The following is a 20,865-nucleotide window of genomic DNA, read 5'->3' on the forward strand; positions in this document are numbered from 1 at the left end:
GAATTTATATCAGTCGGTATAAATTCGTTTTTTCGCCAAATTTTGTCAACTGGTATATTTTGCCGGGGTACCGAACGGGAGCTGGACATGGCACGACACAAACCTGCCGCCGAGGGTGGTTATCAACGCGGCGAAGAGACCCGCGCGCGCATCGTCGAAGCGGCCGTGGCGGTCTTTGGCGAGCGTGGCTACGAGGGCGCCTCGACTCGCGACATCGCCACTGCGGCCGGGGTCAATGCACCGGCGATCCAGTATTACTTCGACGGCAAGGAGGGCGTGTACCTGGAGTGCGTCGAGCACCTGATCAGGCTGCTGTGGCGCAAGATGGGCGACAGCGTCGAAGCGGCGGAGGCGGCCCTGGCGCAGACGCCACTCAAGGACCAGGCGCTGATCGACGCCTCCCTAGGCATTCTCGGCGCCGTGGTGTCGACCATCCAGGACAGCCCGCAGACGACTGCATGGCGGGCGTTTCTGGACCGTCATCAAACCGGCCTGTGCCCGGAAAGTGCGTCGATGGCCTTCGAAGACCGCTTCAAGAAGCGTATTGGTGTGGTGGTTCGGTTGCTGATCGCCGGGCTTTCCGGCTACGCAGTGGAAGACGAGCGCACGGTGATCCACTCCATGGCGCTGTTCTCCCAGGGACTGGCCTTCCGGGTGCAGAAGCCCAAGTTGCTCGAAGCGCTGAAGTGGGCCGAAGTCGGCCCGCAGGAAATGGAGCAGGTCAGGGATGTGGTGCTGACCCAGGCGCGCTTCACGCTTGAAGGGCTGGTCAGGCAGCGGGATATCAGTTAGCCGGGTTGTCGCAGTCTTTCTCGACTGTCTTGACCAGCTCGCTGCCCTGGAACAGCTCCAGGCGGATGTGGCAGGCCGCTTCAGGAGGAATGCTCAGTTGTACCAGAGAGGCGGTGGCGCCGGTCTGGATGTCGCCCGACTGGCTGATGCTCGATGTCCCGGCCGTACTGCGCTGGCTGACCGCCATGCGGTAGCGCAAGGTCAACGGCGTCGGGTTTTCGATGTGCGGGCGAATCAGCACCGCGGCACCCTGGCGCTGGGTGTCGATGGCTACGACCAGTTGCGACAAATCGATCATGGGTTTCACTTCTGAGTCACGGTGGCATTCATGTTGTTGCCGTACTGCTGGACATTGACCGTGCCGCCGAAGCCGTTCTGGCTGACGTTGGCCTGGTTGCCCTGGCCGTACTGGCCGATGTACGCCTGATTATAGGCACCGCTCTGCACGACGTTGGCCTGGTTGTTGGTCCCGGCCTGGGTAATGGCTGCCTGGTTGAAGCGCCCGGCCTGATCCAGGCTGATCGAGTTGTTGTAACCCGTCTGCTGGGCGGCTGCGGCATTGTAGGCGCCACTCTGGTTGATCGTGGCAGTGTTCGCATTGCCGTTCTGGATCTGCACCAGGCGCTGGCCGGGGCCGGCCTGGTCGATACGCGAGCGGTTGTTGGAGCCGATCTGACTCACGTCCACACGGCTGCCGCTCACGCCAATGCCTGAATAGCGGGCCTCGGGCATCAGGTCGGCGGCGGGGCTGATGGCGCTGCCCAGCAGCAGCGCCGTGGTCAGAGCGATCAGCGCAGTTCTTTTATTACTGTGCATGGGTCTCCCCCGATAGTTTGCTTTGTTCGGCGGCGGTCATGGGCGTACTCATGGTTTGCTCGTCATACGCTTTCAGGTAGCCGGCCAGCAGTGGTTTTTTCAGGTCTTCCGGGTTCTTCAGGTTCCAGCTGCCATCCCGCGCGCCCTGGGCGATCAGGTGGATCAGGCCGGCCTCGATGGCTTCACGCACGCACTGCTGCACCGGTTCGTTGCGCGAGAGGCCGGTCTCGACCTCCAGCAGGTGACGCAGGGAAACGAACTTGAACACGCCGAAATCGAGCTGGATCGAGAACACGGTCTTGGTGGTGGTGACGCTCTGGATGATGTCGCCGGTGCGGATGTCCACTGCACGCAGGTTGATGGTCACCTGGTCCTGGCGATACAGATCCGACGGGCCGATACCCAGGTAGCGCACACCGAAACCGCCGGTGCGCACGTTGCTTTCGTAGGCGACGATGGCGCCTTCGACAATCATGTTGGCCGGGCGCAGCGGTGGCAGTTGCCCCTGGGCCTGATCCTGCGGCTGCTCCAGGGCGCGGACGATCTTGCGCTCGGTCAGCAGGTCCTGCAGGTTTTCGCGTTCGACCGGTTTGAACCAGCGCGAATCGCGCAACGCGCTGACCAGAAGCGACGCTGCGCCCTGAGTCACCGACGTGGAGAAAGAACTGTCCGGCGAAGGTTTGTACTGGCCGGTCTGGTCACGCATGCCGTACACCGCCACGGGGATCACGCCTGCCGGTGGGGGCAGGTTGGCCAGGTCGCGGGTCGATTGCGTTGGAGGCGAAATGGTCGCCGGAGAAATGGTGCCCGCCGGGCGAGAGGTGGCACAGCCACTCAATACTGCGGCAGCGATAATCATCAATGAAAGCGTGCGGGCGCGCATGGTATAGCTCCGAAAAAACCCGCCGGCGAACCGGCGGGTACGACCTGGATTAGTGCTGGGTGATCGAAACGGTGTTGTTGCTGCCGCCGGTCTGAGTGACGTTGGCAGTCAGGTAGCTGCCGGACTGGGCCACAGTGGCCTTGCTGTTGTAAGCGGTAGTGGTCTGATTCAGGTCGATGACGTTGTAGCCGCCGGAGTTCTGAGTCAGGTAAGCGTCGTTGTCTTTGCCAGACTGGTTGCTGGTGACCTTGTTGCTGGTGCCGTCCTGGATGATGGTCGCTTTCAGGTTGCTGTCACCAGGGTTGCCGCCGTGTGGGCCGTTCTGGTTGGCAACGATGCTGTTGTAGTTGCCGCTCTGAGTGGCGGTGATGGTGCTGTGGTCAGCCTGATCCTGGTTGAGGGTGCCAACGTTGTTGGAGCCGGTCTGGGTCAGGTAGGCCCTGGAGTAGTCGGCATCGTTCTGGTTGATGGTGCCGGTGTTGTTGTTGCCACCTTTCTGAGTCAGCTCGGCGTTCGAGTTCCAGGCCCAGGTTTGAGTGACGCTACCGATGTTGCCTTGGCCGTTCTGGCTGATGGTGGCGCTGGAGTCACGAGTGTTGCTCTGCTGGGTGGCCCAGGCTTTGTTGTAGCCGCCATCCTGAGTAACGGTCGCAGTCACTTTGTACGAGTCGTTCTGATTGATGGTGCCTTCGTTGTTGTTGCCGCGCTGAGTCAGAGAGGCAGTGGCTTGGTCGTTGTTCTTCTGGGTGACCCAGGCCTGGTTGTTATTGTTGAACTGGCTGACGGTCGCGGTGGACTTGGTGTTGTTTTCCTGAGTCACCCAGGCGGAGTTGCCGGTGCCGTCCTGTTTCAGGGTGGCTGCGGTATCGCGACCTTTGTTGGCGTTCTGGGTGATGGTGCCGTTGTTGTAGCTGCCAGCCTGGTTCAGGGTGGCCGACTGCTGGTTGGCGCTGCTGTTGCCAGCTGCGCCAGTCTGGTTAATGGTGCCCTGGTTTTGCTCGCCGCCAGTCTGACGGGCAGCGGCGGTGTTGTAGGAGTTGGTTTGCAGCACGGTCAGGTTGCTGTTGCTCGAACCCTGGTAGATCGGTTTGGCAGGCTGGCTGCCCCAACCGAACCAACCGCCGCTGGTGGCGGGGGTGCCTGCGTTGTTGTTGCTGCCGTTCTGGGTCACGTTCAGGTTGGAGTTGATCGCGCCACTTTGCTCCGCGACGATGCCGTTGTCGGAACCGTTCTGGTAGGTGGTGGTAGTGCCGTTGCCAGCGAAGGCAGCGCCCGATACCGAAGCCAATACAGCGAGAGCGAGGAGGGATTTACGTGCTTGCATGGTTAATTCCTTTTTACGATGTTTTTAGGCAGCTAGGTTTGTTGCAGGCGAACGAGCCCTGCGAGTTGATTGCACTTGGCACAACAAGTCTTACAGTGAGCATTACAACGAAAGCGTTATTAAGTTGGAGCGAACTTACTGGTTGATCTGAAACGACGTGGTCTGGCCGGTGGTTTTGTCGGTTGTTGTAATTTGCAAAAGCCCCGGCGACAAGTTGACGATGGAAATCGTGAAGTCCGTAGTTTCCACAACTCCTGGCGTCAGTTTTCCGTCGGTGCCAACAATGCTTGAGGTGACCGCCGACGACACACGACTCAGAATTGCACTTTGCAACATGCTGTTGAATTGGTTCAGCGTGCTGTTCGCCGAGGACGCCGAGGAAGACGAGTGTTCCTTGAAACTGTTCTGCGCGTTCGCCTGGTTGAGCAGCACAGGACCGTTCAACGGGTTGCCGCCAAACGATGGGTTGACCGGCACGTAGACCAGTTCGCTGGCCTGCACCGAGACTGCCGAAAACGCCATCAGACTCGTGAGTACTACAGATAGACGGTTCATGATAATTCCCTTCATAGCTCGTCGCGGGCCAGGTCCCGGTCGCCGAAAAATTGCGCCAGTTGATAATCCAGAATGGCTTGAAACACTTGTGCGGCAACGTCTGCGCCCAGTGCGGGGATCAGGCTGCGGTTAGGCGGCAGTTGCAACTGGGTCATCCGGCGGTTGCCGTAGTTGATGAAGATCTGGCTGCCCAGACGTGCGGTGGGGCGTTCGACGACCGAGATACTGAAGCGTCCGGATTCGTCCTTTTCATTCCACGCCGCGGCAAAACTGTCATAAAAGGCACGCCCGTTTTGCGTCACCGTCTGCCCGACTACAAGCCCGCCAACTTCGACCGGACCCAGGGTCCGGTGGGTGGAAAGGGACTTGGAGGTGTTGACGCCGGTATCGGCAAAAGCCGTGGCAGCCAGACACAGGGGAAGCACCATCATCATCCGTAAAGTGGTGTGTTTCATCGGTGGACATACCGGGTGTGTTCAAGAGTTGACACAGTGTAGTTACAAACAATTTGAAAAGGCCACTAGTATTTTAAACTTTAATTTAGTTATTTCTTGGCGTCAGAAAGCTGGCAAGCAACTTTCTGAGCTATAAAAAAGTTTATCGATTTCAATAAGTTTGCAGCCCTTGAGTTTGAGCGGTCCTGCCTCTGGGGTAGTCGTAAAGTATGAATGTTTTGTGATGAGGGCTACGAAAAGGCCCTGCATTCGCAGGGTGTTTCAAAGTTTTTCTTGCCGACGGACGGCAGGTCGCAGGTTGAGGGCTTTAGCGTGGCCGCATTCAATTGAATGGGTCCGCGCGCCCGGTTACTTGTTTATGTTGCAACTAAAAAACGCGACAGCATTTGCTTCGGTATCTGTCGTTAGATGGCTTTGGCGGACAGCGGATTGTCCTTGAAGAACGCCGTCGGGTGCTCAGATCTGTTCCAGCAGCCAGGCACGAAATGCCTGCAGCGATGGCAGCCCTTCGTTGCGGGGTGGATAGGCCAGGTAATAGCTGCGCTGGCTGGCGAAGGGCAGGTCCAGACTGATCAGCTCGCCCTTGGCCAATTCATCGGTGACAAGGATGCGCGGCACCAGGCCGATGCCGATGTCGGCTTTGACCGCCTGGATCAAGTGTGACGTCAGCTCGAAACTCGGCCCCAGACGCATGAGCCGATGGGGCAGGCGATGGTGGCTGAACCAGTCGGCCCAGACGTTGGGATTATTGGCGACGTTGAGCAGCATCTGTTCGGCGATCTGCTCTGGCGCCCAGTGTCGATAGGCTAGGGCGGCCTGTGGGGAGATGACCACCACCAGTTCTTCAGCGTGCAGTCGGTGACTGACCAGCCCCGGCAGGTCGGCGTTGCCCACCACGATGGCCGCATCGATGCCACTGGTGTCGAAGTCGATGGCGTCGATCCGCGAGTTGATGTGCACCAGCATACCGGGGTGGCGTTTGTAGAAATCATGCAGGCGCGGCATCAGCCATTTGGAACCGAAGGTCGGCAGCGTGGCCAGACGCAGGGAACCGCCGCCGGACTGATAGGCCATGGCCTGCAGCGTGGCGCTGCGAATGCGGCCAAGGGCGTCGCTCATCTCTCTTTGATACAGCCGGCCGACATCTGTGAGCTGCACCTGGCGGCCTTCGCGGCGAAACAGGGTCAGGCCCAATTGCTGCTCCAGCGCCTGCACCTGGCGGCTGACCGCGCTCTGGGTCAGGGACAACTCGACAGCGGCGCGGGTGTAGCTTTCATGGCGTGCAGCGGCCTCGAAAGCCAGCAACAGAGACATGGACGGCGTGAGATGGCGGTAATTCATTCAGAAAAGTCATCGATAGCGGCAGGAATATCCGTTTGTCCCGAGCGCGGGCCTGCAGGATCATTGGCATCATAACGATCCGAGGCTGACCGATTAATGCCCCGGCGACAAGTATTTTGCTTTTTTCCGTGATCAGACCGACAAGAGGCCATCCCACGATGATCGCCCAACTGCCTACCGCCGTTCCTGCGGCGCAATACCCGGACTTTCTCGACGCATTGCGCGCCAACGGTTTTCGCGGCCAGCTGAGCGCCGACTACGCCACCCGCACGGTGCTGGCGACCGACAATTCGATCTACCAGCGCCTGCCCCAGGCGGCCGTGTTTCCCGTCGATGCCGAGGATGTGGCGCGCATCGCCACGCTGATGGCCGAGCCGCGTTTTCGCCAGATCAAGCTGACCCCGCGCGGCGGCGGCACCGGCACCAACGGCCAGTCCCTGACTGACGGCGTCGTGGTCGATCTGTCGCGGCACATGAACGCCATCCTCGAAATCAACGTCGAGGAACGCTGGGTGCGGGTCCAGGCCGGTGTGGTCAAGGACCAGCTCAACGCCGCGCTCAAGCCTCACGGGCTGTTCTTCGCGCCGGAGCTTTCGACCTCCAACCGCGCCACCGTCGGCGGCATGATCAACACCGACGCCAGCGGGCAGGGCAGTTGCACCTACGGCAAGACCCGCGACCACGTGCTCGAACTGCACAGTGTGCTGCTGGGCGGCGAACGGCTGCACAGCCAGCCGATTTCCGATGCCGAGCTTGAAGCAGCGTGCGCGCAGCCTGGCCGTGTCGGCGAGGTGTATCGTACCGCCCGCGGCATTCAGGAAACCCAGGGTGAATTGATCGAGAAGATCTTCCCCAGGCTCAACCGCTGCCTGACCGGCTATGACCTGGCGCACCTGCGCGACGAACAGGGCCGCTTCAACCTCAACAGCGTGCTGTGCGGTGCCGAAGGCTCGCTGGGTTACGTGGTCGAGGCCAAGCTCAACGTGTTGCCGATTCCGACCTATTCGGTGCTGGTCAACGTGCGCTACTCAAGCTTCATGGATGCGCTGCGCGACGCCAACGCGCTGATGGCGCACAAGCCGCTGTCGATCGAAACCGTCGATTCGCGGGTGCTGATGCTGGCGATGAAAGACATCGTCTGGCACAGCGTCGCCGAATACTTCCCCGCCGATGCCGAGCGTCCGACCCTGGGCATCAACCTGGTGGAATTCAGTGGCGATGACGTCGAAGAAGTGAACGCGAAGGTTGCGGCCTTCATCGAGCATCTGCGCAGCGACACCGGCGTCGAGCGTCTGGGCCACACCCTGGCCGAAGGTGCGGCGGCGGTGAACAAGGTCTACACCATGCGCAAGCGGTCGGTGGGCCTGCTGGGCAACGTCGAAGGCGAGATCCGTCCGCAGCCGTTCGTGGAAGACACCGCCGTGCCGCCCGAGCAACTGGCCGACTACATTGCCGAGTTCCGCGCGCTGCTGGACGGCTACGGCCTGACCTACGGCATGTTCGGCCACGTCGATGCCGGCGTGCTGCACGTGCGTCCCGCGCTGGACATGAAAGACCCGGCCCAGGCCGCGCTGGTCAAGCCGATTTCCGATGCCGTCGCCGAACTGACCCAGCGCTACGGCGGCTTGTTGTGGGGTGAGCACGGCAAGGGCCTGCGCTCGGAATACGTGCCGGCGTTCTTCGGTGAACTGTACCCTGCGCTGCAATCGCTCAAGGGCGCGTTCGACCCGCACAACCAGCTCAACCCCGGCAAGATCTGCACCCCGCCGGATGCCGAGCAGGGCTTGCTCAAGGTCAACGAAGTCACCCTGCGTGGCGATCTTGACCGGCAGATCGACGAGCGCGTCTGGCAGAGTTTCGGCAGCGCCGTGCACTGCAACGGCAACGGCGCCTGCTACAACTTCGACCCCAACGATGCGATGTGCCCGTCGTGGAAGGCGACCCGCGAGCGCCAGCATTCGCCCAAGGGCCGCGCGTCGCTGATCCGCGAGTGGCTGCGTCTGCAAGGCGCGGCGAACATCGATGTGCTGCAAGCGGCGCGGGGCAAGGTGTCATGGCTCAAGGGCCTGCCGGCGCGACTGCGAAACAACCAGGCCCGTGCCAGCGGCCAGGCCGATTTCTCCCATGAAGTCTACGACGCCATGGCCGGTTGCCTGGCGTGCAAGTCCTGCGCGGGGCAGTGCCCGATCAAAGTCAACGTGCCCGAATTCCGTTCGCGGTTCCTTGAGCTTTATCACGGCCGCTATCAGCGTCCGCTGCGGGACTACCTGATCGGCTCGCTGGAATTCACCATCCCGTACATGGCCTACGCGCCCGGTCTGTACAACGCGGTGATGGGTTCAAAGTGGGTCAGCGGCTTGCTGGAGCGCCATGTCGGCATGCTCGACAGCCCGTTGATCCATCGCTACAACCTGCAATCGACGTTGACCCGCTGCAACGTCGGTGTGGCCAGCGTTCCGGCGCTGCGCGAGCTGACTGCCGAGCAGCGTGGGCGCAGTATCGTACTGGTGCAGGACGCCTTCACCCGGTATTTCGAGACGCCGCTGTTGGCGTCCTTCATTCAGCTGGCGCATCAACTGGGCTACCGCGTGTTCATGGCGCCCTACAGTGCCAACGGCAAGCCGCTGCATGTTCAAGGGTTTCTGGGAGCGTTCGCCAAGGCTGCGATCCGCAACGCCACGCAGCTCAAGGCCCTGGCCGATTGCGACGTGCCGCTGGTGGGGCTGGACCCGGCCATGACCCTGGTCTATCGCCAGGAATACCAGAAAGTGCCAGGCCTTGAGGGCAGCCCGAACGTGCTGCTGCCTCAGGAGTGGCTGATCGATGCACTGCCCGACAAAGCCAACGCTGCGCCTCGCAGCTTCCGCCTGCTGGCCCACTGCACCGAGAAAACCAACGTTCCGGCCAGCACCTCGCAGTGGGAAAAGGTGTTCGCGAAGGTGGGGCTCAAGCTTTCCACCGAGGCCACTGGTTGCTGCGGGATGTCCGGCACCTACGGCCACGAGGCGCGTAATCAGGAGACGTCGAAGACCATCTTCGAGCAATCCTGGGCTGGCAAGATCGACAAGGAGCACGAGGCCTTGGCGACCGGTTATTCCTGCCGCAGCCAGGTCAAACGCATGGCCGACAAACAGCTGCGCCATCCGCTGGAAGTGGTGTTGGAGCAGTTGGTGGTGGGGTGACCGGCCGGGGGCGTTCTGTAGATCGCCCCGCCGGCAAGCCGTGCTGCTACGGATCGTGTAGACGACAATCCCTGTAGGAGCGCGCTTGCCCGCGACGGCGCCCGCAAGATAGCCCCCGCCCTCAAGCCGTGCTGCTGCGGTCGGCGTGCTACTGGTTGTGGCGAGGATCATCCTTTGGGTTCAAATACTCGATCCCCAATGGCCCGATGCCGTACACCTGCGTCACGTATTCACCGGATCTTGCCCAATGAAAATGCGGAGTATTGGCGGGCAGCACCACCACGCTGCCAGGCCCGTACGCCACCAGTTTTTCAGGGTCGAACGTCGTGCCCTGGCCGATGTAGAACACCCCGGAGATAACCGTGTAGATCCGGTCTTCGGGATGGGTGTGGGGCATCAGCTTCACCCCGTTGGGCACCTTCACCCTCACCACATACGGCCCAGGCTGCGTCGGATTGCCGACGATCACCGCAAGCTTCGCCGCCGCCGGAAACGCGGGAAAGCTCTGCCACTGCACATCTTCACTGCGAATCGAGTCATATGTGCCCGTGGGCAACCCTGCAGACAGCGCGGGGCCTGCCAGCAGTGCGCAAGCCGCCAGGGCCAGTGCGCCGCGTACCGATCTGCTGCGTAACCATTGGATTTTCATTGAAGTACTTCCTGTCAAAAACGGTGGAGCGATGGTAGGCAGGAAGACCACCCCGATAAACCGCAGCCGGGGCACTTGAGTTGATACATGGTGTAATCAATCTACACCGCAGCAGTCGGGCCCATTCGTGGGCAAGCCCACTCCCACAGAATGTGTGTCCGCAACCCTGTAGGAGCGCGCTTGCCCGCGACGGCGCCCGCAAAATCGCTATCGCCGGCAAGCCGGACTGCTACGGATCGTGCAAACGACAAAAGATCCCTGTAGGAGCGCGCTTGCCCGCGACGGCGTCCGCAAGATCGCCCCCGCGGGCAAGCCGTGCTGCTACGGATCGCGTGGACGACATAAATCCCGCTATGATCGGCCGATGCATCCTTTCACGAGGCCCGATTCATGAACGCTGATCAAAACGAATTCGATGGCCGTTGCCATTGCGGTACGGTGCGTTTCCATGTGCGCCTCAGCGACGGCCTGAACAGCGCCCGCCGCTGTGATTGCTCGTTGTGCCGGATGCGCGGGGCAGTGGTGGTGAGTGCGCGGTTGCAGGATCTGCAGATCACCGCAGGCGCCGAGGCACTGACGCTCTACCAGTTCCACACCAAGACGGCGAAGCACTACTTCTGCTCGAAGTGCGGCATCTACACCCACCACCAGCGTCGCTCCAACCCCGAACAGTTCGGCATCAATGCGGCGTGCCTGGAAGGCGTCAGCCCGTTTGACTTCGCCGAGGTCGTGGTGTGTGACGGCGTTCAGCATCCGTCCGATGAGCAGACTTCCGAAAAACGCAGCGAGACGGTCGGCGTCTTGCGATTCGTGCCGGATGACGGCAGTTCATATCAGGAACACAGGTGAATGGATTCATTCAAGGTCAGAGAACTGCAAGACACCGATGCCCAGGCATTGCTCGAATTCGAAGTGCGCAACCGGCAATGGTTCGAATCGCACATCGAACCACGGGCGCCTGAGTTCTACTCGTTGCAGGGCGTTGCCGAACACATCGCGTCCTGCCTCGGCGGCCTTGCCTCAGGAAACTGGCACCCTATGGTGATCCTCGATAACGATCAGCGCATCATCGGCCGGGCCAATCTCAAAAGCATCGACACGGCCGCTGGCTGCGCCGAAGTGGGTTATCGCATCGATCAGCAAGCGGCCGGGCAGGGGCTCGCCACCTTTGCCTTGAAACGCCTGATCCACGAGGCGCGCAACCGGTGGCAGCTCGGGCAACTGGTGGCCTTCGTCTATGAGCAGAACCTGGGCTCGCAAAAGGTCCTGGCCCGCTGCGGGTTTCTGCCTGCTCCGGACGACGCCGATCACAGTACGGCAAACGAGCGCCGGTTCGTGCTTTCCTTGCTGGCTGACGATGTCACGGCCTGAGCCGCGCCGGTTCAGGCAAACCCACCATTGGCGCGCAATACCTGCGAGTTGATCCAGCCGCCGTCCGGGCCGGCCAGGAAGGCCACCGCCGCGGCGATGTCTTCGGGTGTGCCCAGGCGTTCCAGCGGCGCGAGGCTGGCGATGTGGTTGACCTGCTCCTGGCTCTTGCCTTCCAGAAACAGCTCGGTGCCCACCGGTCCCGGTGCCACGGCGTTGACCGTGATCTGCCGACCGCGCAGTTCGTTGGCCAATACGTGCACCAGGCCTTCGACGCCCGCCTTGGAGGCGATGTAAGGACCGTAGGACGGGAATGACTTGGCGATCACGCTGGTGGTCAGGGCGATAATGCGACCACCGCTTTCCACATCGGCCGCCGCCCGGCCCAGCACCAGGAAGGCGCCGCGCAGGTTGGTGGCGATCATCCGGTCGAAGTCGTCGAGGCTGGCTTCGCTGATTGGCGCCATGCTCATGATGCCAGCACTGTTGACCACCACATCGATCCTGCCAAATGCGCTTTTGGCACCCTCGAACAGCGCGGCGACGTCCTGGACATTGCCGACATCGCCCTTGATCGCGATGGCCTTGCCGCCGGCAGCTTCAATGGCGCTAAGGGTGCCCCGGGCCTTGCTTTCGTTGCTGCTGTAGCTGATGACCACCGCAAAGCCGTCAGCGGCCAGACGCAGGGCGATGGCCTTGCCGATGCCACGGGAGCCACCGGTGACAATGGCCGTCTTGCGCGTTTGATCGTTCATGAGGTTCTCCGGTTTGAAATGGGTGCGTTTGCCTTGGAAAAGATTCTGCTTGTTTGCGCCTGCCGGATAAATCCCGCTAAATTGCCAACACAATTCAACTGCGGACAACAATCGATGGACCGCTTCGAATCTCTGCAGCTCTTCACCCGGATCGTCGAACTCAGCTCATTCAGCCGCGCGGCGGCGGTGCTGGGCATCCCACGGGCAACGGCGACCCACGCGATTAAGGAGCTTGAGGCCAGGCTAGGGATCCGCCTGCTCGAACGCACCACACGCCACGTCAGGCCCACGGTCGATGGCCAGGCGTTCTATGAGCGATGCGTGTTCGTGCTCAGCGAACTGGACGACGCTGAATCTTCCTTGCGCCATGTGGCGGCCAGTCCGCAGGGCGTGTTGCGGGTGGACATGCATGGCACCCACGCCACCCGGGTGGTGCTGCCGAGGATCAATGAGTTTCGCGGCCGTTATCCGGGTATAGACCTGACGGTCAGTGGCGGCGACCGCCTGGTGGATCTGGTGCGCGAGGGCGTGGATTGCGTGATTCGCGCCGGCGCCCCCAAGGATTCGGCACTGGTCGCCCGGCCTCTGGCGGTCATGCCCCAAGTGATCTGCGCCAGCCCCGAATACCTGGCGCGTGCCGGCACCCCACGCACACCCGAGGATCTGGCTAGGCATCAGGCGGTGAGATTCTTCGCCAGCAACGGCGCGGTGGATTACCCACTCGAATTGCTGATCGATGGCCAGATCCGCGAGTTCCACCTCGGCGGCTGGATGGCCGTCAATGATGCCGAAAGCTACGTGGTGTGCGCGCTACAGGGTTGCGGCCTGATCCAGGTGCCGCGTTTCCACCTGGAGGCGGACCTGCAGGCGGGGCGTCTGGTGGAGGTGCTCAGCGACTGGCAGAGCCCGGGCCTGACGCTGTCGGCAATGTATCCCCACCACCGGCATCTGTCGCCACGGGTGCGGGTGTTCATCGACTGGCTGTGCGAGGTCTACACCGACGCATTCGGGCCGTTGCCGGCGGATTATCGGCTGGTGACTTGACGCCACCAGGGCTCCGGCCACTGACCCGTAGCAGCACGGCTTGCCGGCGGGAGCGATCTTGAGAACGCCCCCGCCGGCAAGCCGTGCTGCTACGGGAGTGTTTCGGTGGCACTTGTGCCAACCCATTCTTGAGTGCATCATGCCGCCCTATATAGGGTAGGGGGGTATGCTATGTCGCACACCAAGGCAGGAAGAGACGATCTGCTCAAGCGCGTTCGGCGCATCTCGGGGCAAGTCCAGGCCATCGAGCGCGCGCTGGAGGGTGGGGCCGACTGCGCCAAGACGCTGCATCTGGTCGCGGCCACCCGTGGCGCCATCAACGGGTTGCTCGACGAGATCATCGAAGACCACGCACGCGAACACGTCGCCAAACCTGGCCTGAGCGATGAAGAGCGGGCTCAGGGCGTCGAAGAGCTGCTTGAAGCCATTCGCCGTTACTCCAAGTGAGGTGTCTATGAGCACAGCCGATTACAGCCATAGCCACGACTTTCTCGGGGCCGGGCACGATGAAAACGCCCGCCGCACCCTGTGGGTGGTGGTTCTCACAGTGGTCATGATGGTGGGTGAGATCGCGGCCGGATACATCACCGGCTCCATGGCGCTGCTGGCCGACGGGTTCCACATGGCGACCCATGCCGGAGCGTTGGGAATTGCCGCCGCTGCCTATGCCTTCGCCCGCAGGCATTCGACCGATAATGCCTACAGCTTCGGCACCGGCAAGGTGGGGGATCTTGGCGGATTTGCCTCGGCGCTGATCCTGGGTCTGATTTCCCTGGGGATTGGTGTCGAATCGGTGCTGCGACTGTTCGAGCCCACCCAGGTGCAGTTCGGGACGGCCACCCTGATTGCCGTTGTCGGCCTGGCTGTGAACGTCGTCAGCGCCTTGCTCTTGGGCCACGGCCACAGCCATGGACACAGTCACGAGCATGGGCACGATCACGCCCATGAACATCATCACGAGCACAGCCACGAGCAGGACAACAATTTCCGGTCGGCGTACGTGCACGTGCTGGCCGACGCCGTGACCTCGGTGCTGGCCATCGTCGCGTTGCTGGCGGGCAAGTTCCTGGGCTGGGTCTGGCTTGATCCAGTCATGGGCATCGTCGGTGCGGTGGTCATCGCGCGCTGGGCGTGGACCTTGATGCGCGACACGGCTTCTGTCTTGCTGGACCGCACCGATGAGCACGTGGCCGAGGAGATTCGCGAGTTGCTGGAGCACAACCCGGCGCTGCGGATCACTGACTTGCATGTCTGGCGAGTAGGACCTTCGGCTCGCGCCGCCATCGTCAGTGTCCAGGGTTCGTCGCTGCAATCGGCCGAAGACGTGCGTGTCGCGCTCAAGCCAGTGCATGAAGTGACTCACCTTACCGTTGAATACAGGGTCGCCTGATGCCTTCATCGAAACGAAAACATGCCGGTATCGAGCGCGAACTGGTGAGGGCACTGACCTGGGCCTGCGAAACGGCAAAAAGCGAGATTGCGGGCTTTGAATGGCTCACCCATCGCGTGGATTACGAGCGCCTGGCGGACAGCCTGGTGGTGACCTGGGTGTTCGACAGTGATGCGAGCATGAATGCCGCGCTCGCCAGCCAGGACAAACAACGGATGCAGGCCCTGACTCAAGCGGCGTTCGATGATGTCGGAATCAGTGTTTCGACCATCGCTGTCCACGTCGAATTCGATTCCGAAGAGCGCTGCAATGCCCAGCACGGTGGGGACTGGGTGGCTCGGCTGAACTCACGGCAGCGCGCGGGAGGCAGGCATGGCAAAGGACATTGAAAACCCCTGCGTGTCGCTGTGTCAGCTCAACAGCGAGATGTGCGTGAGTTGCGGACGCAGCCGCGAGGAAATCCGCAAATGGCGCGGCATGAAACGCCCGGAAAAAATGGCCGCGGTGCAGAACGCGAGTGCGCGGTTGAAGGCGTTTAACAAGAAGAAAAACAAGAGCAAGAGTTAGCGCCCCACGGGTCGAGTTCAGATCCCGCGGGCATCCCGCGTAGCAGTCCGGCTTGCCGGCGTCAGCGATCTTGCGCACGCCCCCGCCGGCAAGCCGGACTGCTACGGGGGCGGTGTTCAGATTCCCACCTGTAGGAGCGCGCTTGCCCGCGACGGGATCTGTCGGGCGTCGGAGGTGTGTGGGATCTACCGACGTCGTCGCGGGCAAGCGCGCTCCTACAATGGCGCGGATGGAACGCGAGGTTTGTGACCGGCGATCCTGTGGCCGCTATCGCCATCCCAACCCAGGCGCGACATGCTTGAGGATCGACTCGATCACGTGGGCGCAGTATTCCACCCCCAACTGGTTAGGCACGGTCAGCAGCAGGGTGTCGGCGGCCGCGATGGCCTCATCCCTGGCCAGCGCCTCGATCAGCACATCCGGCTCGGCCGCGTAATTACGCCCGAAAACGGTCTGGATATGGCCGTCCAGCAGGCCGATGGTGTCCTGGCTTTCGTCGCTTGAGCCAAAGTACATGCGGTCCATGTCATTGGTGATCGCAAAGATGCTGCGGCTCACCGACACGCGCGGCTCGCGGGTATGCCCGGCTTCTTTCCAGGCCTGTCGATACAGGCGGATCTGCTCGGCCTGCTGGATGTGCAGGGGCTCGCCGCTTTCGTCGACCTTCAGAGTGGATGTCTGCAGGTTCATGCCCATTTGCGCTGCCCACACGGCGGTTGCGTCGGATGCCGAGCCCCACCAGATCCTGTCCCGCAGGCCTTCGGAATGCGGCTCCAGGCGCAGCAGCCCTGGTGGGTTGGCGAACATGGGCCGTGGGTTGGGCTGGGCAAAGCCCTTGCCGCGCAGCAACTCATAAAAGACTTCCGTATGCCTGCGCGCCATGTCGGCGTGAGTCTCGCCTTCATTGGGCGCATACCCGAAATGCCGCCAGCCTTCGATGACCTGTTCCCCCGAGCCGCGACTGATGCCCAGTTGCAAGCGACCGCCTGCGATCAGATCGGCAGCGCTTGCATCTTCGACCATGTAATGCGGGTTCTCGTAACGCATGTCGATCACACCGGTGCCGATCTCGATGCGCCGGGTTTTCGCGCCTACCGCCGCCAGCAGCGGGAAGGGTGAGGCCAGTTGCCGGGCGAAGTGGTGGACGCGAAAGAACGCGCCGTCCGCGCCCAGTTCTTCAGCCGCGACGGCCATGTCGATCGATTGCAGCAGCACATCAGCGGCGGAGCGGGCCTGGGAATGGGCGGACGTCGACCAGTGCCCGAAGTTGAGAAAGCCGATCTTTTTCATGGGATGCTTCCGGTAAGACTGGATTTGGGCAACAGGCTAACCCGCTGCTGGCCAAACCTGTAGTCGCCAGATGGCAGGTTCAGCATCAACCAACGGTTGTAAATTCACCACTTGTTGAAGCGGGCCACGTGACCGCTGGCGCGAAACCCTTCGACGATGAAATCCACGAACACCCGGACCTTGGCGGGTACCAGTTTGCGGCTGGTGTAGTAGATCGACAGCGGCAGTGAGTCGGCGTACCAGTCGGGCAGTATCCGCACCAGGTCGCCGCGCTCAAGCAACGGCAATACATGGGGAATCGGCAGCATGGCGATGCCCATGCCGGTAGCGGCTGCGCGAGCCATGGCTTCAGGGTCGTCCAGTATCATCACCGGACGCACGCTGGCCACCACTTCCTCGCCGGCATGATTCTTCAGCTTCCACGGTGCCAGTCGGCCGGAACTCAGCACCCGGCGCAACAGCCCGCGATGGCGCGTCAGTTCCTGTGGGTGGTCCGGCGCCGGATGCTCCTTCAGATAGGCCGGGGAGGCCACCAGCACGATGCGCAGCCGCGCCAGTTCCCGTGCGATCAGGGCGTCGGTCAACTCGATGCCGCCACCGATGGCCACGTCGAAACCTTCGTTGATCAGGTCGACCTGGCGGTTATCGAAATGCAGATCGGGCACCACGTCCGGGTAGCGACGCACGAATTCATCCATCATCGGCACGAAGTACTCGCGCCCGACCGTGTAGGCCAACGACACCTTCAGCGTGCCCGCCGGCTTGCCCGCGCCCTGGCGCAGGTCGGTCAGGGCATCGCCGATCTCGCCCCACGGCAGGCGCACCTGGGCATAGAGGCGTTCGCCATCGGACGTCAGCGCCAGGCTGCGGGTGCTGCGCTGGAACAGCCGCACGCCGACCCGCGCCTCCAGTTGCCCGACACTCTTGCTGACTGCCGCCGGCGTCAGCCCCATCCGCCGGGCAGCCGCCGAAAAACTGCCCTCGTCGGCGGTGGCAATGAACGCGTCGAGGTAGCTACTGAGTTCGGTCAGCATGGCCTGATCCTTTTACCCTGGGTTGAAACCGAAGGTGAAGTCTAGCGACTGCCAGACGAAAGCGCTCGTGGCCCGAATCATTCGCAGTGCCGTAAGAGTGTGTTGAGAAAACGACGATTGATTTCTCCGGGTGAAACAGTCAATTGCCCAAGCCGGGAATTCTCAACATTTCTGGCGGGATCGATACTGGATTCAACGGCGGATACCGCCTCGGTCCGCTACTTCTGCGGACTATTGAAGCTGCAGCCACCTTTTCTCCCCGGAGTTTCCCATGAGCAACACTGCACTGATCGTCGTCGACATCCAGAATGACTACTTCCCCGGCGGCAAATGGCAGCTGGCAAACGTCCAGGCGGCGGCCGATAACGCCGCGCGCATCATCGCCGCCGCGCGAGCGCAGGGTGATCTGGTCATCCATATCCGTCACGAAACGCCGTCCCCGGATGCGCCGTTCTTCGTACCCGGCAGCGAAGGCGCGCAACTGCATCCCAAGGCTGCGGCGCTGCCTGACGAAACGGTGATTCTCAAGCACTTCATGAATCCGTACCGCAAGACCCGGCTGTTGGCGATCCTGCAGGCTCGCGAGATCGAGAACGTGACCGTCATCGGCAACATGAGCCACATGTGCATCGACGCCGTGACCCGCGCCTCTGACGATTTCGGCTTCAAGACCACCGTCATCCACGATGCCTGCGCGACCCATGATCTGGAGTTCAACGGCGTCAGCGTGCCGTCGGTCCAGGTCCATGCGGCGTTCATGGCGGCGCTGCGGTTTGGCTATGCGAAGGTGGTTTCCACGGAGGAATTTCTGCGCTGAGGGCAGTGAGGGCCTAAGGATTTTGCGGTTGCGGACGATACCGTCTGGTGGCCTGGCCAGGCATCGGTCCTGCGCAGCCGCACCTATCCTTGAGGTTCAGCATGACAGGAAGCTTTGCATGATCCCCCGATCTCTCGCCGTGTTAGCGGTGTCCCTTGCCGCCACGTCGGCTTTCGCGGCGCCCGCCGCGCCGAGTGCGCAAGCCACCGGTGAATACCACGCAGCGTTGAAGGCCCTTGACGATCTGGTTGACGAGAAAGACGCGCTGATGGCGCTTTCGCAACAGGAAGGCGCCGACAAGCAGCAGGCCGAAGCGATCATCACGCGGATGACCGAAAGCCACCAGCAACTCAAGGCTCATCTGGACAACGCCGCTGCGGCGGGGTACGCGGTTGCCTTTCATCTGAAGGCCAGGTTGCTGTTTGCCGAAAAACCGTTGGGCAGCAAGGACGCGGTGTGCGCACTGTATGGTCAGGCGGCGGCGCTGGGTTTGACAGCCGGCGCGCTGGAGTACGCCAAATGCGCCCTCAGCTACCCGCCAACCGATGAGTTGAACAAGCGTCTGGCCCTTCTCGAGACGGTTGTGCAGGGCGACGACCCCTATAAGGCGGACTATCCGCTGCCAACCACGTTCCCCTATTGCTATCCCAAGCACAAGCCGGCCCTGCAGCCGGGCGAGGACCCGATCGCCTGGGTTCAGGACAACGCACGCCCTTTGAACCTGAGCCTTGAAGAGTTCCGCGCCGAGAGCTACTACGGGTTGGCGATGTCGTCGTCCGAACCCAACGAACGCCGCCGGGAATGGCTGACCTCCGCGTTTGCCCACGGATGCCGTGAAGACTCGGCGCGGGTGAAGAACTGGTTGAAATAGCGGGTTCGGGGTGAAACGTCCGCGGGGTTTGCGACTGGCCTGTAACCCCGTAGCAGTCCGGCTTGCCGGCGTTGGCGATCTTGCGGACGCCATCGCGGGCAAGCGCGCTCCTACGGGGCCGGTGGAGATCATTCGTAGCAGTCCGGCTTGCCGGCGTAGGCGATCTTGCGGATGCCATCGCGGGCAAGCGCGCTCCTACAGGGCCGGCGGAGATCATTCGTAGCAGCACGGCTTGCCGGCGTAGGCGATCTTGCGGATGCCATCGCGGGCAAGCGCGCTCCTACAGGGCCGGTGGAGATCATTCGTAGCAGCACGGCTTGCCGGCGGGGCGGTGTATGCGACAGATCCCGCGACGCTATTTGCCGGCCTTGAGTCTTTCGAAGCTCAGGCGCATGTCGGTGGCCCAGGCGTCGAGCACCGGTTTGACGTCGTCCAGGGTCAGTTGGGTCTTGTCGTTTTCCAGCGGCTTGCCCGCACCCTTGCGCACCACCTGGGCCAGCACTCTGTTGCTGTCGGCATCCAGAAACGCCGCTTCGGTGGCGATGTCGACGCTCTGGTCGCGCCCGCCGGACGCCGTGTTCACAGCCGCCGCCACCAGCGCGATGGGGACGACCTCATAGGGTTTCAGGCCTTCGTTGTGGGTCGATACTGCGGTGATCGCCGGGCGTACGATGATGGTGCCGGGCCCCGGACCCTGCGCCAGTGCCAGATCCTTGCCCAGTTCGCGCTTGAGCGCGGCATCAAAGTAGCGGGTGATCGATTGCAGCGTCTGCGCGGAGATCACCGCCGTGGGCTGGGGCTTGGGATAGAACTGGCTCGGCTCGATGTACACCCGGCTGTATTGTCCCGGCCTGATGTCCGGATCGATCCAGCGCATTACCGGCGCCCCAGTGGCGCTTTCAGCCGGCTTGAGGCGGCTGTAGTCCTTTAGAAAACCTGAGTACTGGCTCGGATCGACCCGGGAACTGGCGCAACCGACCAGTACCAGCAGGGTGCAGCACAGCAGCGTGTTGAACACAGATGTTTTCATCGCGTGACTCCCTTCATGAGGATCTTGAGGCTAGTACAACGCTCGGGATCTGTCGGGTTCAATGCGATTTATCGGGGTTCGAGTCGCGCCCTTGGGATCGGGCGGGCAGGGGTGAACTGATGAAAGCTGGATCGATCGCCAGCACCTGGCCCGCCGGCGTGGCGATCAACGATCACCCGCGCCGACAGGCCGCTGCAACTGGATCAGAACTTGAAAGCCTGACGGCCGATCAGCAGCCACTGGCCTTTCTGTTTCTGCCAGATCTGGAAGTTCTCGATCTCGGTCGGGACTTCCACGCCACTGTTCACCGCCTGGGCGGAGAAGTGGTTGCGCACCAGGGCGACGTCGCCGTCCATGGTGATTTTCTGGTTGAGCATCTGCAGCGTCTTGAAGCCGCTGCGGCCGGTTTCGATGTCGGCGATGAACTCATCCTTGTTCTGGATCTTGCCGCTGGAATGGCCATAGGTGACCTTGTCCGAGGTCAGGGCGGCCAGGGCCTTGGTGTCCTTGTGCAGCATCGCCTGGGTCATTTTATCGACAGCCTTGGCGACATCCTGTTCGTCCGCAGACGGTGCTGCGGCGACATAGCCCGAAAACAAACATACAAAACCCAACAGCAGTCTGGACCTGGTCATCGATATTTCCTTTTTGTTGTAATCGGGGCGATATGCGCCCCGCCTGTATCCACGGGCGACCGTGAGA

24 protein-coding genes are annotated in these 20,865 nt (G+C 62.0%); 11 read left to right on the top strand and 13 right to left on the bottom strand.

What is annotated here, in order from left to right:
- The first annotated feature begins 87 nt into the window (after window positions 1-87).
- A complete protein-coding gene (locus tag ACIPO9_RS08220) occupies window positions 88-792 on the top strand; it encodes a CerR family C-terminal domain-containing protein (RefSeq protein WP_400779969.1) in 705 nt (234 codons plus the stop codon).
- Here ACIPO9_RS08220 and csgH read toward each other — a convergent pair.
- From csgH to ACIPO9_RS08255, 7 genes are all read right to left on the bottom strand, one after another.
- Window positions 785-1,090 (bottom strand): curli-like amyloid fiber formation chaperone CsgH, encoded by a 306-nt coding sequence (gene csgH, locus ACIPO9_RS08225; protein ID WP_274131260.1) that lies wholly within the window; start codon window positions 1,088-1,090, stop codon window positions 785-787. The two genes, ACIPO9_RS08220 and csgH, sit on opposite strands and share 8 nt — an antisense overlap.
- A 5-nt stretch (window positions 1,091-1,095) precedes the next feature.
- Window positions 1,096-1,608: a curlin-associated protein gene (locus ACIPO9_RS08230; protein WP_400779970.1), complete on the bottom strand. Its 513-nt coding sequence runs from the start codon at window positions 1,606-1,608 to the stop codon at window positions 1,096-1,098.
- The gene (locus tag ACIPO9_RS08235) at window positions 1,598-2,491 is read right to left on the bottom strand and encodes a CsgG/HfaB family protein (RefSeq protein ID WP_274131256.1); all 894 of its coding nucleotides are present in this window, start codon (window positions 2,489-2,491) and stop codon (window positions 1,598-1,600) included. Before ACIPO9_RS08235 ends, ACIPO9_RS08230 begins: the two co-directional genes overlap by 11 nt.
- 49 nt (window positions 2,492-2,540) lie before the next feature.
- Window positions 2,541-3,815 carry a hypothetical protein gene (locus tag ACIPO9_RS08240; RefSeq protein ID WP_274131254.1) on the bottom strand — a complete coding sequence of 425 codons (1,275 nt, stop codon included), beginning with the start codon at window positions 3,813-3,815 and terminating at the stop codon, window positions 2,541-2,543.
- 135 nt (window positions 3,816-3,950) lie between these two features.
- Window positions 3,951-4,370, bottom strand: coding sequence for a curli assembly protein CsgF (locus tag ACIPO9_RS08245; RefSeq protein ID WP_274131252.1), 420 nt, complete (start codon window positions 4,368-4,370; stop codon window positions 3,951-3,953).
- Window positions 4,371-4,381: 11 nt separating this feature from the next.
- Entirely contained in the window at window positions 4,382-4,825 is a 444-nt protein-coding gene (locus ACIPO9_RS08250) for a CsgE family curli-type amyloid fiber assembly protein (protein WP_274131249.1), read from the bottom strand.
- A 456-nt stretch (window positions 4,826-5,281) separates the two neighbouring features.
- Entirely contained in the window at window positions 5,282-6,166 is an 885-nt protein-coding gene (locus tag ACIPO9_RS08255) for a LysR substrate-binding domain-containing protein (protein ID WP_400779971.1), read from the bottom strand.
- 158 nt (window positions 6,167-6,324) lie between these two features.
- Between ACIPO9_RS08255 and ACIPO9_RS08260 the strand changes: the two genes are divergently transcribed.
- Window positions 6,325-9,348: an FAD-binding and (Fe-S)-binding domain-containing protein gene (locus ACIPO9_RS08260; RefSeq protein WP_400779973.1), complete on the top strand. Its 3,024-nt coding sequence runs from the start codon at window positions 6,325-6,327 to the stop codon at window positions 9,346-9,348.
- 148 nt (window positions 9,349-9,496) lie between these two features.
- On the opposite strand, the gene ACIPO9_RS08265 is transcribed toward ACIPO9_RS08260, so the two are convergent.
- Window positions 9,497-9,997, bottom strand: a complete 501-nt coding sequence (locus ACIPO9_RS08265) for a cupin domain-containing protein (protein WP_400779975.1) — start codon at window positions 9,995-9,997, stop codon at window positions 9,497-9,499.
- 390 nt (window positions 9,998-10,387) lie between these two features.
- Between ACIPO9_RS08265 and ACIPO9_RS08270 the strand changes: the two genes are divergently transcribed.
- Window positions 10,388-10,846: a GFA family protein gene (locus ACIPO9_RS08270; RefSeq protein WP_274131240.1), complete on the top strand. Its 459-nt coding sequence runs from the start codon at window positions 10,388-10,390 to the stop codon at window positions 10,844-10,846.
- Entirely contained in the window at window positions 10,847-11,368 is a 522-nt protein-coding gene (locus tag ACIPO9_RS08275) for a GNAT family N-acetyltransferase (protein WP_400779977.1), read from the top strand.
- Window positions 11,369-11,379: 11 nt separating this feature from the next.
- On the opposite strand, the gene ACIPO9_RS08280 is transcribed toward ACIPO9_RS08275, so the two are convergent.
- Window positions 11,380-12,120, bottom strand: coding sequence for an SDR family oxidoreductase (locus ACIPO9_RS08280; RefSeq protein ID WP_400779979.1), 741 nt, complete (start codon window positions 12,118-12,120; stop codon window positions 11,380-11,382).
- Between the two features lie 114 nt (window positions 12,121-12,234).
- Here ACIPO9_RS08280 and ACIPO9_RS08285 point away from each other — a divergent pair, with 114 nt between their 5' ends.
- From ACIPO9_RS08285 to ACIPO9_RS08305, 5 genes are all read left to right on the top strand, one after another.
- Window positions 12,235-13,164, top strand: coding sequence for a LysR family transcriptional regulator (locus ACIPO9_RS08285; protein WP_400779981.1), 930 nt, complete (start codon window positions 12,235-12,237; stop codon window positions 13,162-13,164).
- Between the two features lie 171 nt (window positions 13,165-13,335).
- Complete coding sequence (locus ACIPO9_RS08290; protein ID WP_400779983.1) at window positions 13,336-13,611, top strand: metal/formaldehyde-sensitive transcriptional repressor; 276 nt, start codon at window positions 13,336-13,338, stop codon at window positions 13,609-13,611.
- A 7-nt stretch (window positions 13,612-13,618) separates the two neighbouring features.
- On the top strand, window positions 13,619-14,554 hold the full coding sequence (gene dmeF, locus ACIPO9_RS08295; protein WP_400779985.1) for a CDF family Co(II)/Ni(II) efflux transporter DmeF: 936 nt from the start codon (window positions 13,619-13,621) through the stop codon (window positions 14,552-14,554).
- On the top strand, window positions 14,554-14,943 hold the full coding sequence (locus ACIPO9_RS08300) for a hypothetical protein (protein WP_400779986.1): 390 nt from the start codon (window positions 14,554-14,556) through the stop codon (window positions 14,941-14,943). Before dmeF ends, ACIPO9_RS08300 begins: the two co-directional genes overlap by 1 nt.
- Complete coding sequence (locus ACIPO9_RS08305) at window positions 14,927-15,121, top strand: DUF1289 domain-containing protein (RefSeq protein ID WP_274131229.1); 195 nt, start codon at window positions 14,927-14,929, stop codon at window positions 15,119-15,121. Before ACIPO9_RS08300 ends, ACIPO9_RS08305 begins: the two co-directional genes overlap by 17 nt.
- Window positions 15,122-15,388: 267 nt before the next feature.
- Here the strand turns inward: ACIPO9_RS08305 and ACIPO9_RS08310 are convergent, their stop codons facing one another.
- Together ACIPO9_RS08310 and ACIPO9_RS08315 are read right to left on the bottom strand one after the other, a co-directional pair.
- Complete coding sequence (locus ACIPO9_RS08310; protein ID WP_274131228.1) at window positions 15,389-16,411, bottom strand: LLM class flavin-dependent oxidoreductase; 1,023 nt, start codon at window positions 16,409-16,411, stop codon at window positions 15,389-15,391.
- A 104-nt stretch (window positions 16,412-16,515) separates the two neighbouring features.
- The gene (locus ACIPO9_RS08315) at window positions 16,516-17,445 is read right to left on the bottom strand and encodes a LysR family transcriptional regulator (RefSeq protein ID WP_400779988.1); all 930 of its coding nucleotides are present in this window, start codon (window positions 17,443-17,445) and stop codon (window positions 16,516-16,518) included.
- Between the two features lie 271 nt (window positions 17,446-17,716).
- On the opposite strand from ACIPO9_RS08315, the gene ACIPO9_RS08320 reads away from it, so the two are divergent.
- Complete coding sequence (locus ACIPO9_RS08320) at window positions 17,717-18,262, top strand: cysteine hydrolase family protein (protein WP_400779990.1); 546 nt, start codon at window positions 17,717-17,719, stop codon at window positions 18,260-18,262.
- Window positions 18,263-18,380: 118 nt separating this feature from the next.
- Window positions 18,381-19,133, top strand: a complete 753-nt coding sequence (locus tag ACIPO9_RS08325) for a hypothetical protein (RefSeq protein WP_400779992.1) — start codon at window positions 18,381-18,383, stop codon at window positions 19,131-19,133.
- 355 nt (window positions 19,134-19,488) lie between these two features.
- Here the strand turns inward: ACIPO9_RS08325 and ACIPO9_RS08330 are convergent, their stop codons facing one another.
- Window positions 19,489-20,163, bottom strand: coding sequence for a DUF3313 domain-containing protein (locus tag ACIPO9_RS08330; protein WP_400779994.1), 675 nt, complete (start codon window positions 20,161-20,163; stop codon window positions 19,489-19,491).
- Between the two features lie 203 nt (window positions 20,164-20,366).
- Window positions 20,367-20,798: a nuclear transport factor 2 family protein gene (locus ACIPO9_RS08335; RefSeq protein WP_400608397.1), complete on the bottom strand. Its 432-nt coding sequence runs from the start codon at window positions 20,796-20,798 to the stop codon at window positions 20,367-20,369.
- Window positions 20,799-20,865 lie beyond the last annotated feature (67 nt).

Source organism: Pseudomonas sp. NPDC090203, from assembly GCF_044746765.1.
In the GTDB taxonomy this organism is placed as follows: domain Bacteria; phylum Pseudomonadota; class Gammaproteobacteria; order Pseudomonadales; family Pseudomonadaceae; genus Aquipseudomonas; species Aquipseudomonas putida_AD.